This window comes from Peribacillus deserti, from assembly GCF_016909175.1.
Lineage (GTDB): Bacteria > Bacillota > Bacilli > Bacillales > DSM-1321 > Paraperibacillus > Paraperibacillus deserti.
Genome location: NZ_JAFBFI010000004.1, coordinates 176105 through 190424, shown reverse-complemented (window position 1 = coordinate 190424; position 14320 = coordinate 176105). Strand labels below are relative to the sequence as shown.

13 protein-coding genes are annotated in these 14320 nt (G+C 41.5%); 12 read left to right on the top strand and 1 reads right to left on the bottom strand.

What is annotated here, in order from left to right; all coding sequences use genetic code 11:
- The first annotated feature begins 20 nt into the window (after positions 1 to 20).
- The 7 genes from JOC77_RS06565 to yihA all read left to right on the top strand — a co-directional run bounded on the left by JOC77_RS06565 (position 21) and on the right by yihA (position 8117).
- On the top strand, positions 21 to 1157 hold the full coding sequence (locus tag JOC77_RS06565) for a GAF domain-containing sensor histidine kinase (RefSeq protein WP_204540532.1): 1137 nt from the start codon (positions 21 to 23) through the stop codon (positions 1155 to 1157).
- Complete coding sequence (locus JOC77_RS06560) at positions 1154 to 1798, top strand: response regulator (protein WP_204540529.1); 645 nt, start codon at positions 1154 to 1156, stop codon at positions 1796 to 1798. The genes JOC77_RS06565 and JOC77_RS06560 overlap by 4 nt, the downstream gene beginning before the upstream one ends.
- 243 nt (positions 1799 to 2041) lie before the next feature.
- Positions 2042 to 2470: a YwqH-like family protein gene (locus tag JOC77_RS06555; protein ID WP_204540526.1), complete on the top strand. Its 429-nt coding sequence runs from the start codon at positions 2042 to 2044 to the stop codon at positions 2468 to 2470.
- The gene (locus tag JOC77_RS06550) at positions 2470 to 2736 is read left to right on the top strand and encodes a YwqI/YxiC family protein (protein ID WP_239558631.1); all 267 of its coding nucleotides are present in this window, start codon (positions 2470 to 2472) and stop codon (positions 2734 to 2736) included. Before JOC77_RS06555 ends, JOC77_RS06550 begins: the two co-directional genes overlap by 1 nt.
- Positions 2737 to 3211: 475 nt before the next feature.
- Positions 3212 to 4876 carry an ATP-dependent protease LonB gene (lonB, locus tag JOC77_RS06545; protein WP_204540523.1) on the top strand — a complete coding sequence of 555 codons (1665 nt, stop codon included), beginning with the start codon at positions 3212 to 3214 and terminating at the stop codon, positions 4874 to 4876.
- 337 nt (positions 4877 to 5213) lie between these two features.
- On the top strand, positions 5214 to 7535 hold the full coding sequence (gene lon, locus JOC77_RS06540) for an endopeptidase La (protein WP_204540520.1): 2322 nt from the start codon (positions 5214 to 5216) through the stop codon (positions 7533 to 7535).
- The gene (gene yihA, locus JOC77_RS06535) at positions 7536 to 8117 is read left to right on the top strand and encodes a ribosome biogenesis GTP-binding protein YihA/YsxC (protein WP_204540517.1); all 582 of its coding nucleotides are present in this window, start codon (positions 7536 to 7538) and stop codon (positions 8115 to 8117) included.
- Between the two features lie 580 nt (positions 8118 to 8697).
- Here the strand turns inward: yihA and JOC77_RS06530 are convergent.
- Entirely contained in the window at positions 8698 to 9186 is a 489-nt protein-coding gene (locus JOC77_RS06530) for a LiaI-LiaF-like domain-containing protein (protein ID WP_204540514.1), read from the bottom strand.
- A gap of 200 nt (positions 9187 to 9386) precedes the next feature.
- Here JOC77_RS06530 and hemA point away from each other — a divergent pair, with 200 nt between their 5' ends.
- Genes hemA through hemB form a run of 5 tightly spaced genes read left to right on the top strand, consistent with a single transcriptional unit; the run spans position 9387 to position 14287 of the window.
- The gene (gene hemA / locus JOC77_RS06525) at positions 9387 to 10727 is read left to right on the top strand and encodes a glutamyl-tRNA reductase (protein WP_204540511.1); all 1341 of its coding nucleotides are present in this window, start codon (positions 9387 to 9389) and stop codon (positions 10725 to 10727) included.
- A 13-nt stretch (positions 10728 to 10740) separates the two neighbouring features.
- Positions 10741 to 11574 carry a cytochrome C assembly family protein gene (locus JOC77_RS06520; RefSeq protein ID WP_204540508.1) on the top strand — a complete coding sequence of 278 codons (834 nt, stop codon included), beginning with the start codon at positions 10741 to 10743 and terminating at the stop codon, positions 11572 to 11574.
- Between the two features lie 12 nt (positions 11575 to 11586).
- Entirely contained in the window at positions 11587 to 12522 is a 936-nt protein-coding gene (hemC, locus tag JOC77_RS06515; protein WP_204540505.1) for a hydroxymethylbilane synthase, read from the top strand.
- Positions 12522 to 13298 carry a uroporphyrinogen-III synthase gene (locus JOC77_RS06510; protein WP_204540502.1) on the top strand — a complete coding sequence of 259 codons (777 nt, stop codon included), beginning with the start codon at positions 12522 to 12524 and terminating at the stop codon, positions 13296 to 13298. Before hemC ends, JOC77_RS06510 begins: the two co-directional genes overlap by 1 nt.
- The gene (gene hemB, locus JOC77_RS06505) at positions 13298 to 14287 is read left to right on the top strand and encodes a porphobilinogen synthase (protein ID WP_204540500.1); all 990 of its coding nucleotides are present in this window, start codon (positions 13298 to 13300) and stop codon (positions 14285 to 14287) included. Before JOC77_RS06510 ends, hemB begins: the two co-directional genes overlap by 1 nt.
- Positions 14288 to 14320 lie beyond the last annotated feature (33 nt).

Here is a 14320-nt window from a genome sequence, read left to right as displayed (position 1 = left end):
ATAGTGTTCAAAGAAGGCAGATGGTGGCAGTGGAAGACCGGTTTTCTAAATTAAAAATTCTTAAGGATATTGCAGAAAAATTAAACGAGGGGACAGATCTTCGCGGTGTACTTCATGATGTGCTGACTATGCTCCTGAGTATTACGGAGTTTAAAACCGGCTGGATTTTTTTAATAGATAAAAAAGGGAAAAACGAGCTTGCCGCATATGAAAATCTTCCCTCAGCCTTAACAAGGGATGATTTTAAACCAATGTGTTCTAACAACTGCTGGTGTGTGAGTAAATTTATGAGAGGCACTTTGGATCGAGCCACAAATATAATGGAGTGTAAGAGGCTTGAAGATGCCATACACTTTAATTCTGGGGAAACATTCGGTTTAACACATCATGCAACCGTCCCATTAAGAGCAGGTGATGAAGCATTTGGCCTTCTCAATGTAGCTTCACCACATAAATCACAATTTAATAAGAATGAACTAGATTTGCTGGAATCAGTAGCCTATCAAATTGGAACGGCCATAAAAAGGATTCAGCTGCATGCTTTAGAACAGGAAACAGCCATTGCAGCTGAAAGAAACCGGCTGGCTCGGGATCTGCATGATTCCGTGAATCAGCTGCTATTTTCCGTTTCACTCACAGCACGGGCAGGAAAAGAAATGTCTAAGGAAACGGAGATCAAAGAGACTTTTGGATACATACAAGAAATGTCTCAAACAGCCCTAGCTGAAATGAAGGCATTAATATGGCAGCTGCGTCCGAAGGGGCTTGAAAACGGGGTTGTTCATGCGTTAACCAGCTATGGAAATATGATTGGCCTGAAAGTCCATAGTGAAATTCAGGGTCTGATAGCCCTTCCATCTAAAGTGGAGGAAGCAATCTGGAGGATTGGTCAGGAAGCTTTCAATAATTGTAAAAAACATTCAGGACAGAAAGAAGTTTTTGTTCGAATTCGTGTAAATAAACTGACCTTGCATCTTGAAATATGGGATAAGGGCAAAGGGTGTCTTTTGCCAGGCATGGATGAGCTGCCATCCATGGGACTGGAAACCATGAAAGAGCGAACTCGATCTTTAAATGGTACCTTCAGAATCGATAGCATGGAAGAAAAAGGAACACGCATTATTGCAGAGATACCGATTCAGGAGGGGAAAACATGAGCATTAGAGTACTTATTGCAGACGACCACCATGTAGTAAGAAGAGGCTTGGCCCTTTTTCTTCAGACTCAGGAAGGAATTGAGGTAGCAGGTGAAGCAAAAGATGGTGCAGAAGCAGCTGCGATGTCTCTGGAATTGAAGCCAGACATTATTTTAATGGATCTGGATATGCCAGCAGTTAATGGAATTGAGGCAACTAAGTTAATTAAACAAAATCAGCCTGAATCCTGCATCCTGATCCTGACCAGTTTCTCCGACCAGGATCATGTTCTGCCTGCACTTGAAGCTGGTGCATCGGGATATCAATTGAAGGATATTGAACCAGATGAACTAGTGCTTGTAATTAAAAAGGTCTTAGCGGGGGAGAATCAGATTCATCCAAAAGCGACCTCCCTGCTCATATCTGCCCTTTCAGGAAGCAGTTCAAATAAAAAACCGATGCTCCATGAATTGACGAAAAGAGAACGTGAAGTGTTATTGGAAATAGCCAGTGGGAAGAGCAACAAAGAAATATCATCTGCACTGTTCATTACCGAAAAAACAGTGAAAACACATGTATCAAATATTTTATCTAAACTTGGGCTGGCTGATCGAACACAGGCCGCTTTATATGCAGTTAGAAATGGATGGACGAAGGCGTAGGGGCTGGGTATTCAGGTATCCAGTTCCCTTTCGTTTAACAATTACTTATACTCATAGTTTGAATAGAAGAAGAATGGGTATAGGGTTTATGGGAATTTTTTACTAATCAACTTTTTTCATTTTGCAATATCTAACTAATTACAGGTAATAAAGCTCATTAATATGCAGCTCAAGGTTTTTTATACTTAAATGATAGATTAATACATATTTGTTAAACCTATAAGCCTTTACAGGAGGTACCACATGGAACTTGGTGAGGAACTTAATCAGATTTACAGCGCAATCTCAAGCAGATCAGCAGATATAGATGAAAAAATAGCACGCCTGCAGCGGGCAAAAGGAGGAATCGATTCTGAACAATCCCAAAGCCTTCAAGAAATACGCCGTATAGTCCAGCCGGTGCTAGGACAATCATGGACTGGCAGCAGGGCAGAAACCTTTGACGAAGCGCGGCAGGAAGCCTTTCGGACGATGTCAGATATTGTGCATCAGGATTATGACGATTGTAGTCAAAGCATAGAATCAAAAATCATGATGCTTCAGGCAGAAAGAATGGCATTAAGCCTGGCGGGCAGCTTAGCTCACGAAGCGAGTGAGCTGCTAGATATCGGAGAAGATGCGTTTGGACAGCTTAATGATAAAATTAATGATCTCAAAAGGCGGTTATTCTGATGCAAACAATCAAACTTAACTTTGATGCAGTCATGCAGCAGCTGGATGATATAAAACATGCTTTGGGTGCTCTTAACCTTCCAGGCCCTTCAGCAGGTTCGCTGGGACAAAACCAGCTGGAATTTACAGCCACCTACTTAGAGCGTGAAGCAAGAATCCATAAGTCTATGACTGAGTATATCCAGGTAGTTCAAAAGAATATAGAGGATACGCGGGCAAATGTCGAATTATTGAAGAAACAGGATGAGGCGATTGTAAATAAGTAATAGGATGGCGCTGCAAAGTACATGGGAAAAGTGTGTCTATTCTAATTTACTTTCTTTTACTCTTGTCGGGATGTCCCTCTTAACAAATGGCTGCAGAAAAGGTATGAAGCTAAATCAAAGTACGATCGTTTATCATGTAAATGCGTACTTTTTACTTATGCCAGCTTTCCGGTAATATAAAATAATTCCCTTCTAAATATATAGAGATTATTCATTCGGGAAGCATAGTAGATTAGTAGTGTCTGTAACAAACCGCTTTACAAACACCGCTTTTTAAAATTGGCAAGTTTCAAAAAGGACATTTATAAAAATATTTGACACCTGCCAAACGAGCAGGTGTTTTTTCCATGCTTTAAGTGTGACAGGAGCTGTCTTTCTATTTGCCGATGAACCTCAAATAATTGGTTTATTCCTTTTCAATGAGGGAGATACTAGCAATACAAATCAGCAAGGTGTATTTGCGGGAGGGAAAAGGATGAGTTGGACAGGAATTGCATTGGTAATCCAATTAGTTTTTGGGGTCATTATTGGCATGTATTTTTTAAATCTTCTAAAAGGGCAGCGCACTCAAAAGGTGTCTATAGACCGGGAATCAAGGAAGGAAATGGATCAGCTCAGGAAGATGAGATCCATTAAGCTTACTGAGCCTTTGGCCGAGAAAGTCAGGCCCAAAAGTTTTAGTGATATAGTCGGCCAGGAGGATGGAATTAAATCTTTAAAGGCAGCTCTTTGCGGACCAAATCCGCAGCATGTGATTATTTATGGCCCTCCCGGAGTCGGGAAGACAGCTGCGGCAAGACTTGTGCTGGAAGATGCTAAAAGAAATCCTAAGTCCCCATTTAAGTTACATTCTGTATTTGTCGAATTAGATGCAACCACGGCTCGTTTTGATGAACGGGGAATTGCTGATCCTTTGATTGGGTCGGTTCATGACCCCATTTATCAAGGAGCCGGTGCAATGGGACAGGCTGGAATTCCACAGCCGAAGCAGGGTGCTGTAACAAATGCCCATGGCGGCGTATTATTCATTGATGAAATTGGTGAGCTGCACTCCATTCAAATGAACAAGCTGTTAAAGGTTCTGGAGGATCGAAAAGTGCATTTAGAAAGTGCTTACTATCAAGAGGAAAATACGCAAATCCCGGCTCATATTCATGATATATTCAAAAATGGTCTGCCGGCGGATTTCCGTTTAATCGGAGCTACAACCCGGACGCCAAGCGAAATACCGCCTGCAATCAGGTCGAGATGCATGGAGGTTTTTTTCAGGGAATTGGATGAAGAGGAAATTTCAGCTGTTGGTAAAAATGCAGCCGAAAAAGTGAACCTGAAAATTAGTGAATACGGACTATCCACTCTGGCTAATTACGCACGAAATGGCCGGGAAGCAGTCAATCTAATCCAGATTGCTGCAGGCCTTGCGATAACAGAGGACCGAAATTACATAAAGGATGAGGATATGGAATGGGTCATTCATTCTAGCCAGCTGTCCCCACGAATCGAAAAGAAAATTTCAAGTAAATCTAAAGTAGGCATTGTTAACGGTTTAGCGGTGTATGGACCAAATAGCGGTGCCCTCCTAGAAATCGAAGTGACCGTCCTTCCTGCATCTGACAAGGGTTCCATTAATATAACAGGAATTGTAGAAGAAGAAAGCATAGGCGGCTCTGGTAAATCCATCCGGAGAAAAAGTATGGCAAAAGGATCTATCGAGAATGTAATTACCGTACTGCGGTCAATGGGTGTGCCTGCGGATCAATATGATATTCATGTTAATTTCCCTGGCGGTATTCCGATTGATGGCCCGTCAGCTGGAATTGCGATGGCAACAGCCATTTATTCATCGGTCTATAAAATTGCTGTGGATCATAAAGTGGCAATGACGGGAGAAATAAGCATCCATGGCAATGTCAAAGCTATAGGCGGTGTGCTGCCTAAGATAAAGGCGGCGAAGAAAGCTGGAGCAGAGAAAGTGATCATTCCCGAAGAGAACATGCAGGGCATATTAAAAGAAGTAAAAGGAATCGAAGTTATTCCAGTCAAGCACTTATCACAGGTATTTGATCACTCGCTTCTAAAAGAGATAATACCTGAGGACATACTGCCCCGCCCTAACTTGAATAAAAAAGAAAGTGTATAAAAAAATTCGGCTGCCGGTAAATTTAACGCGAACCGTGAGCGTTGGTTTACCGTAACGGCCGGTTTTTTAATTTGTCTGGAAGAAGCAGCTTAAGGGGTATAAATCAGGGAAAGTATATAATATAGAAATAGCGGCAGTGACGTATAAGCCTGATTGGACGAAGGAAAAATACCTATTACTTATTGCGTGCTTTTCTTGGCCGTTTTGGAGATAATATAAGCACCTATCTCGCGCATAGACACATTTATTTAAATAAGATAGAATTGTTAAAAGCTGAGTTAAAAGGTAAGTTTACCAAGAAAATAAATCTGTGATTTTACAGGAGGTGTCAGTAATAATGGCGAATAATAATGAACTTCTCGTCCCCCTCCTTCCGCTTAGAGGATTGCTAGTATACCCTACAATGGTATTGCATTTAGACGTAGGGCGGGATAAATCCGTTCATGCATTGGAAAAAGCAATGGTGGATGACCATTTAATCTTTTTGACAACTCAAAAGGATGTATCAATAGATGAGCCTGCGGAACAGGATATCTACGAAATGGGAACTCTGACGAAGGTTAAGCAGATGCTGAAGCTTCCAAATGGGACGATCCGTGTACTTGTAGAAGGATTAAAAAGGGCTCGTATTCTAACTTTTTATGATGAAGAAACCCATTTTTCTGCCAAGCTTGAGACATTTGAGGACAGCATAGAGAAAGATGTTGAACATCAGGCTTTAATGAGATCACTTCTTGAATATTTTGAGCAATACATAAAAATGTCCAAGAAAATATCTTCTGAAACCTATTCATCGGCAGCGGATATTGAAGAGCCGGGAAGAATGGCTGATATAATTGCGTCCAATCTTCCGTTAAAGCTGAAGGAGAAGCAAGAAATACTCGAAACGATTGATGTTAAAGAGAGGCTTGCTAAAGTTCTCGAAACGATCAATAACGAGAAAGAAGTATTGAACTTAGAGAAAAAGATCGGCCAGCGTGTAAAGCGTTCCATGGAAAGAACACAAAAGGAATATTATCTGCGTGAGCAGATGAAAGCCATCCAGAAGGAATTGGGAGATAAAGAAGGCAAAACGGGTGAGATAGCAGCTCTTCAAGAGAAAATTGCAAACGCCGGGATGCCTGATCATGTTAAGGAAACAGCCCACAAGGAATTAGACCGCTATGAAAAGATTCCTGCAAGCTCCGCAGAGAGCGCTGTAATCCGGAATTATATCGAGTGGCTTGTGTCTCTGCCCTGGACAAATACTACGAAGGATGACTTAGATATCGCCAAAGCGGAAAAAATCCTTCACCGCGACCATTATGGACTTGAAACGGTTAAAGAAAGAGTATTGGAATATCTGGCCGTTCAGCAGCTCACTAACTCCTTAAGAGGACCAATTTTATGCCTTGCGGGCCCTCCGGGAGTGGGGAAAACGAGTCTTGCAAAATCGATTGCATCCTCATTAAACCGCAACTTTGTCCGAGTTTCCCTTGGCGGGGTGCGAGATGAGTCAGAAATCCGAGGCCATAGAAGAACTTATGTAGGTGCCATGCCCGGACGAATCATTCAGGGAATGAAAAAGGCAGGCACCGTTAATCCTGTGTTTCTGCTGGATGAAATCGATAAGATGTCCAATGATTTCAGGGGAGACCCGTCAGCGGCCATGCTGGAAGTGTTAGATCCTGAGCAGAATCATAGTTTTAGTGATCATTATATTGAAGAAACCTACGATCTTTCAAAAGTCATGTTTATAGCTACAGCTAATAATCTTGCAACCATCCCTGGCCCTCTTAGAGACCGTATGGAGATTATTTCAATAGCCGGCTATACAGAACTAGAAAAAATAAATATCGCTAAAGAACACCTGCTGATTAAAGAGCTTGAAGAACATGGTCTGAAGAAATCTCAGCTTCAGGTTAAAGATGATGCTTTAATGAGCATAATCCGGTATTACACGAGAGAAGCAGGAGTTAGAAGCCTTGAACGCCAGCTTGCCACGATCTGCAGAAAGACGGCAAAAATAATCGTGTCGGGCGAAAAGAAGAAAGTCATTTTAAGTGATAAAAATTTAGAGGACTTCCTTGGAAAAAGAAAATTCCGCTATGGGCAGGCAGAGCTTGAGGATCAGGTAGGTGTCGCTACCGGTCTTGCCTACACAACGGTTGGAGGAGACACCCTTCAGATCGAGGTCAGCCTGGCTCCTGGAAAAGGAAAGCTTGTGCTTACCGGTAAGCTTGGTGATGTGATGAAGGAATCAGCGCAGGCAGCGTTCAGCTATGTACGATCCAAGGCAAAAGAATTGTCCATTGATGAAAACTTCCATGAAAAAAATGACATCCATATACATGTGCCAGAAGGTGCCGTTCCAAAAGACGGGCCGTCAGCAGGTATCACTATTGCGACAGCTCTCGTTTCTGCGCTGACTGGCCGGCCGATAAAACGTGAAGTGGGAATGACAGGAGAAATCACCTTAAGAGGCCGGGTTCTTCCAATTGGCGGTGTTAAGGAAAAAACCTTAAGTGCACACCGTGCTGGTTTAACCAAGATTATTCTACCAGCTGATAATGAAAAAGACATCGACGATATACCTGAAAGTGTCCGCAGTCAGCTGGAATTTGTACTCGTTTCCCATGTGGATCAGGTTTTGAAACATGCACTGGCAGGTGAAAAGTAAATGAATATTACCTCCTCAGAAATCGTCATCAGCGCAGTACGGCCTGCTCAATACCCGGAGGGCGACCTTCCAGAGTTTGCACTCGCAGGAAGGTCTAATGTTGGCAAATCTTCTTTCATTAATAAAATGATTAATCGGAAGGCCCTTGCGAGAATTTCTTCAAAGCCTGGGAAAACCCAGACACTGAATTTTTATCTATTAAATGAAGCTATTCATTTTGTGGATGTTCCGGGTTATGGCTATGCGAAGGTTTCCAAGTCAGAAAGGGAAGCCTGGGGAAAAATGATTGAAACGTACATTACGACGAGAGAGCAGCTAAGAGCAGTCCTTTTAATTGTCGATTTACGTCATCCTCCAACCAATGATGATGTTATGATGTACAATTTCCTAAAGCATTACGAAATTCCCTGTGTAGTTATTGCTACAAAGGCCGATAAAATTCCGAAAGGAAAATGGCAGAAGCATCTAAAAGTTACCAAACAAACGCTGGATTTTGATCCAGACGATAACATCGTTTTATTTTCATCAGAGACCGGTCTTGGAAAAGAAGAGGCTTGGGCTGTATTGGAAAGTATGATGTAAAAGAGGAAAGGGCGGCTGAATGTCTGTTTAGACATTGAAGCCGCCCTTTTTTAAGGTGTTTTTGTTACTTTTTTGGTTGAAAATTACTACACTAATATAAGTCTTGTACTTTAAATAGCTTTTAGAATGCTAAAGTGAAAAATAAAATCTCGGATTAAGCGGCTATGTATAGATTATAAAATGTAATGCTTATCTTCTAGAGATTTATGCTTAAGTTACGTTTATGCTTATCTTCTAGAGATTTATGCTTAAGTTACGTTTATGCTTAACCTATTAGAGTTTTTGCTTAAGTGTTGTATGTGTATGCTTGAGTTTTAGAATGTATGCTGAACTTTTTGTGTATGCTTTTTGTTAAAAAGGTTTTATGCTTCACTGCGCCCTCTATTCTTCTGTAATAGAACGCAGACCGCCTGAGCAGCGACAATTTCTGTACATTGTTCTTGGATTGAGTCTCTATCATTATTGCATTTCGCAGCAAGGAGTTTCTATAAAACCCTGGCGAATACATTCTGCTTAATATTTAGAGAAATAGACATAATCCGCTAATATTTGGGAATTAAAGGTATGTTAAGTATTTCAACTATTTCCTTTTCTTCTGAAGCATGAAAAAAAGTCCAGCTCCTATCAGGATGAAGGGCCAGAATTTCCAGGCTGCGGCTGCACTTGATTCCAACAGGCCCATCCAAGCCGTAATGCGGTCATAAAAAAGCAGCATAACAGCGATGATCAGCAGTAATATTCCTTGAAATGTTCCGGACTTCGTCTCCCTGGCACGAAGTATGAAGCCAAGTCCGATAATGAGGATAAAGATGCCGATATGATCCGGCCAGATTTTGAGCTTTGCCACAATATGAAAATGAATCCCAAACCCTGTCAGGGTCACCCCCGGCACTATGGCTTCGTAATCTCTTCCTCCGTAAGCCTGTACAAGAAAAGCTATGCCTACGATCATTAATAATGTAGGCCATGTGAAAAAGCCCTGGAAAGGTTCCATTTTAGATTGTTCAAGAAAGAAATATAGTCCAAATCCCATTAAGATAATTCCGGGAAATAATCGCTGTGATTTCATGGTTTCCTCCCTTATGTTTTTATGTGGTAGATGGATGGTTCATGATGGTAGAAAACTAAAAAGATTATGCGGAAATGACAGCTTAAGATTTCATCATCTGTTCATAATTATATCGCGATAAAGCTTTTAATACATGCTATAATGTTTAATAGTGTATAGTAATACTATAAATTGTAAACTTTTTGGGGGTGCGCAGGATTATGCATATATTAGCAGTCGGCCTTAACTTTAGAACTGCCCCTGTCGAGATAAGAGAAAGACTTTCATTCAATGAATCAGAGCTTGATCAGGCAATGAAAGCACTTAAAAATAAAAAAAGCATATTAGAAAATGTGATTGTTTCTACATGCAACAGAACTGAAATATATGCTGTAGTCGACCAGGTTCATACGGGCCGTTACTATATAAAAGAATTCTTAGCTGAATGGTTTAATATAGAAAAAGAAGAATTTTCACCTTTTTTGTTTATTTATGAGCAAGAGGGGGCCATTGAGCATTTATTCAAGGTTGCATGCGGGCTGAATTCCATGGTGCTTGGGGAAACCCAAATTCTTGGACAAGTACGCTCAAGCTTTTTGCTCGCACAGGCTGAAAATACGGTAGGGTCTATTTTTAACCGTTTATTTAAACAAGCCCTTACACTGGCTAAAAAAGCACATGCTGAAACAGAGATTAACACGAATGCTGTTTCTGTAAGCTATGCAGCAGTTGAGCTTGCTAAGAAGATATTTGGATCTCTAAAAGGGAAACATGTATTAATTCTTGGAGCTGGAAAAATGGGTGAATTAGCTATCCAAAACCTCCATGGAAGCGGAGCCACACAGATTACGGTTATCAACCGTACCTTTGAAAAAGCGGTCTCTCTTGCCGAACGATTCAAGGGAGAGGCTAAAAGGCTGCAGGAGCTTCAATGTGCCTTAGTGGAAGCGGATATTCTAATAAGCTCTACAGGTGCGAAGGATTTTGTCATTACGGCGGAATTGATGGAACAAGTGGTCAAAATGCGCAAGGGACGTCCTATCTTTATGGTGGATATTGCTGTTCCACGGGATCTTGAGCCAGCCATTGCAGTCTTAGAAAATGTATTCTTATACGATATAGACGATTTAGAAGGAATTGTCCAGGCTAACCTTCAAGAGAGAAAAGCAGCAGCGGAAACTATAATGCTTATGGTTGAAGAAGAAATTTCCGGCTTTAATCAATGGATTAACATGCTCGGAGTGGTGCCGGTTATTTCGGCTCTGAGGGAAAAAGCATTGGCCATCCAGGCTGAAACCATGGAAAGCATTCAAAGGAAGCTTCCTGAACTGTCTGATAGGGAAGTGAAGCTTCTTAGCAAGCATACAAAGAGCATCATTAACCAGATGTTAAAGGATCCTATTTCATATGCGAAGGAATTGGCAGGAAATCAGAATTCCTCCGAGGCTCTAGACAGCTTTGTGAAAATCTTTAACATTAGTGAAGAAGTAAAAAAACAGGCGGACAGCGGAACAAGCAGAGGAAATTCAATAGAGCTTAAACCGGTAACGGTTCAAGGGTAAGTGAGGGAATTTCATGCTTGAATTATCCATGACCAGGCTTCATGAGGCTACAGTTGTTATATATGCTTTAAGCGTGCTCTTATACTTCATAGACTTTCTTAATAATGACCGGAAGGCGAACCGGATTGCCTTCTGGTTACTTGCAATTGTTTGGCTCCTTCAAACAATTTTTTTATGTCTTTATGTTGTAAGAACCGGCAGATTTCCCGTTTTGACTATTTTTGAGGGATTATATTTCTACGCATGGGTATTAATTACTCTCTCTTTAGGAATTAATAGGCTATTGAGAGTAGATTTCACAGTATTCTTTACGAATGTTTTAGGGTTCATTGTGATGGCGGTCCATACTTTTGCCCCGGTGCAGGTAGAATCACACGCTCTTGCCGAGAGGTTAGTTTCGGAGCTGCTGCTTATTCACATAACGATGGCAATTTTGTCATATGGAGCTTTTACCCTTTCCTTTGTTTTTTCTTTGTTATATTTAATTCAGTATGATTTATTAAAAAGGAAAAAATGGGGAAAACGGCTGACCCGTTTAGGTGATTTATCAAAGCTTGAAAAAACCTCCTATATTTTAAATGTTATTGGGGTGCCATTGCTGCTCCTTTCATTAATCCTGGGACTGCAGTGGGCTCATATAAAACTCCCGGCCATACCATGGGCAGACCCTAAAATAATCGGGTCTTTTATAGTATTAATTGCTTACAGCATTTACTTATATTACAAGGTTAGAAGACAGGTGTATGGAAAAACACTGGCCCTGTGGAATCTGGGTTCCTTTCTGATTGTTCTTGTTAACTTTTTATTATTCGGCAGTTTATCAGGATTTCATTTTTGGTATTCCTAACAGGAGGCTTTTATGAGAAAAATTATTGTAGGATCTAGAAGGAGCAAGCTGGCTCTCACTCAAACAAAATGGGTTATCAATCAGCTGAAAGGCTTGGGACTTCCTTTTGAATTTGAAATAAAGGAAATTGTTACCAAGGGAGACCAAATCCTTGATGTTACCTTATCAAAAGTAGGCGGAAAAGGCCTCTTTGTAAAAGAGATTGAGCAGGCTATGCTTGATAAGGAAATAGATATGGCTGTACATAGTATGAAGGATATGCCCGCCGTTCTTCCTGATGGATTAACAATCGGATGTGTCCCCCCGCGTGAAGACCATAGGGATGCTTTAATTTCTAAAGGAAATTTGAAACTTAGTGATCTGCCTTCAGGCGCAGTGATTGGTACGAGCAGTCTCCGCAGGAGCGCCCAGCTTCTTGCCAGCAGACCAGATCTTGAAATTAAGTGGATTAGAGGCAATATAGATACCCGCCTCCAAAAACTGAAGGATGAAGATTACGATGCTATCATCCTTGCTGCGGCAGGTCTAGCAAGAATGGGCTGGAAGTCCGAAGTCGTGACTGAATATCTTGAACCGGATCTTTGTCTTCCTGCTGTTGGTCAAGGGGCTCTCTCCATTGAATGCAGGGAAGATGATAAAGAGCTGCTAGATGGTTTAGCGAAGCTGACTTGCGCCGTTACTGAAAAAACAGTAAAGGCTGAACGGGCTTTTCTTGATAAAATGGAGGGCGGATGCCAGGTGCCTATTGCAGGCTATGCCGCTCTAGACTCCTCAGGCGAAATTTCTTTAACTGCTCTTGTGGCTAAACCAGATGGTACTGTTATCTTAAAAGAAACTCTTAAAGGGAGCGATCCTGCATCACTCGGCATTGAAGCAGCAGCCCTCTTATCAGCTAAAGGTGGAAAAGACCTGATTGACGCAGTCAAAAAGGAACTTGAACAGAGCTAATGACAGCTGAAAAACCGCTTCAGGGAGTAAAAATTCTAATAACGAGAGCGGAAAGCCAGGCTGAACCGCTGATTAGAAGCGTTGAAACACTGGGAGGCACTCCTATTTCCATTCCAATGATCAATTTTAAGAGGGTGGAAAGAAAGCCGTTGGACGGCAAGTTTGACTGGATCATTTTTACCAGCGTAAATGCGTTAAAATACTTTCATTTAACGAAAGACAGCTTAGTCCAAATGGGTAATCCAAAGCTTGCAGCCATTGGGGAAAAAACAAAAGAAGCAATAGAGAGCCTGGGTTTATCGATTAATTTTATTCCCGGGAGTTTTGTGGCTGAAGCTTTTATTGAGGAGTTTAACTGCTGCTTAACAGCTCCTTCAAAAATTCTTTTGCCAAAAGGAAATCTTGCCAGAGATATAATCGCGGAGTCTCTTCGGAAAGAAGGCCATGAATGTACGGAACTCATTGTGTATGAAAATATTATGCCTTCTTCAAGCGAGCGGAAATTGATTGATTTTCTGGGGACTAATAAAGCTGATATTCTTACATTTACAAGTGCTTCCACGGTTGTAAACTTTATGAAAATAGTCAGGGAGAACAACCTGAATACAGCCATTAAAAACAGTATAGTAGCCTGCATTGGCCCCGCTGCAAAATGCAGGGCCGAATCTTTGGGGCTGACCGTCGATATTTGCCCGGATACGTATACCGCTCCGAGCATGCTGCAGGCCATTATTACATTTTTAAATAAAAATGATGAGAGCAGGAGGAAGCTATAATGAATGAATTACAATTTAACAGGCACCGCCGTCTGCGTACAAGCAAAAATATGAGAGCCATAGTGAGAGAGACCTTTCTGCGCGCTGAAGACTTTATTTATCCTATTTTTGTAGTAGAAGGCACTCATGTGAAAAATGAAATCAATTCAATGCCGGGGGTATTCCAGATTTCCCTTGATCTGCTGGAAGCTGAAATGAATGAAGTGGCAAGTCTGGGCATCAAATCTGTTATCTTATTTGGTGTGCCGGATGAACATCATAAAGACGAATGCGGCACTGGAGCATACTCACACAACGGAATTGTACAGGAAGCCACACGTACCGTTAAGAAAAGCCATCCGGATATTATTGTTGTTGCAGACACCTGTTTATGCGAATATACAAGCCATGGTCATTGCGGTGTAGTGGAAAATGGAAAGGTTCTGAATGATGAATCACTAGAGCTGCTTGCGAAAACAGCTGTCAGCCAGGCTGAAGCCGGCGCTGATATTATTGCGCCTTCAAATATGATGGATGGATTCGTAGCCGCTATCCGTGCCGGACTGGATGAGGCTGGATACACAGATATTCCCATTATGTCTTATGCGGTGAAATATTCTTCGGCTTATTATGGTCCGTTTAGAGATGCAGCAAACAGTGCTCCTCAATTTGGAGATAGAAAGACCTATCAAATGGATCCTGCCAACCGTCTTGAAGCAATTCGTGAAGCAGAATCGGATGTGGAAGAGGGAGCTGACTTCTTAATTGTGAAGCCTTCCCTAAGCTACCTGGATATTATGCGCGATGTGAAAAATAACTTCAATCTGCCGGTGGTAGCTTATAATGTAAGCGGTGAGTACTCCATGATAAAGGCTGCGGCCATCAATGGATGGATTGATGAAAGAAGTATCGTAATGGAAACTCTGACAAGCATGAAACGTGCTGGTGCAGATTTAATCATTACTTACTTTGCAAAAGATGCAGCTAGATGGATTAAAGAAGAACAATAACTTAAACAAACACTCTCAAAATGGGGGAATAGC

Bases quoted from the DNA above. Each gene is read 5' to 3' on its own strand.
- JOC77_RS06565 (WP_204540532.1), top strand. From the start codon at position 21: ATGGTGGCAGTGGAAGACCGGTTTTCTAAATTAAAAATTCTTAAGGAT.
- JOC77_RS06560 (WP_204540529.1), top strand. From the start codon at position 1,154: ATGAGCATTAGAGTACTTATTGCAGACGACCACCATGTAGTAAGAAGA.
- JOC77_RS06555 (WP_204540526.1), top strand. From the start codon at position 2,042: ATGGAACTTGGTGAGGAACTTAATCAGATTTACAGCGCAATCTCAAGC.
- JOC77_RS06550 (WP_239558631.1), top strand. From the start codon at position 2,470: ATGCAAACAATCAAACTTAACTTTGATGCAGTCATGCAGCAGCTGGAT.
- lonB (WP_204540523.1), top strand. From the start codon at position 3,212: ATGAGTTGGACAGGAATTGCATTGGTAATCCAATTAGTTTTTGGGGTC.
- lon (WP_204540520.1), top strand. From the start codon at position 5,214: ATGGCGAATAATAATGAACTTCTCGTCCCCCTCCTTCCGCTTAGAGGA.
- yihA (WP_204540517.1), top strand. From the start codon at position 7,536: ATGAATATTACCTCCTCAGAAATCGTCATCAGCGCAGTACGGCCTGCT.
- JOC77_RS06530 (WP_204540514.1), bottom strand. From the start codon at position 9,186: ATGAAATCACAGCGATTATTTCCCGGAATTATCTTAATGGGATTTGGA.
- hemA (WP_204540511.1), top strand. From the start codon at position 9,387: ATGCATATATTAGCAGTCGGCCTTAACTTTAGAACTGCCCCTGTCGAG.
- JOC77_RS06520 (WP_204540508.1), top strand. From the start codon at position 10,741: ATGCTTGAATTATCCATGACCAGGCTTCATGAGGCTACAGTTGTTATA.
- hemC (WP_204540505.1), top strand. From the start codon at position 11,587: ATGAGAAAAATTATTGTAGGATCTAGAAGGAGCAAGCTGGCTCTCACT.
- JOC77_RS06510 (WP_204540502.1), top strand. From the start codon at position 12,522: ATGACAGCTGAAAAACCGCTTCAGGGAGTAAAAATTCTAATAACGAGA.
- hemB (WP_204540500.1), top strand. From the start codon at position 13,298: ATGAATGAATTACAATTTAACAGGCACCGCCGTCTGCGTACAAGCAAA.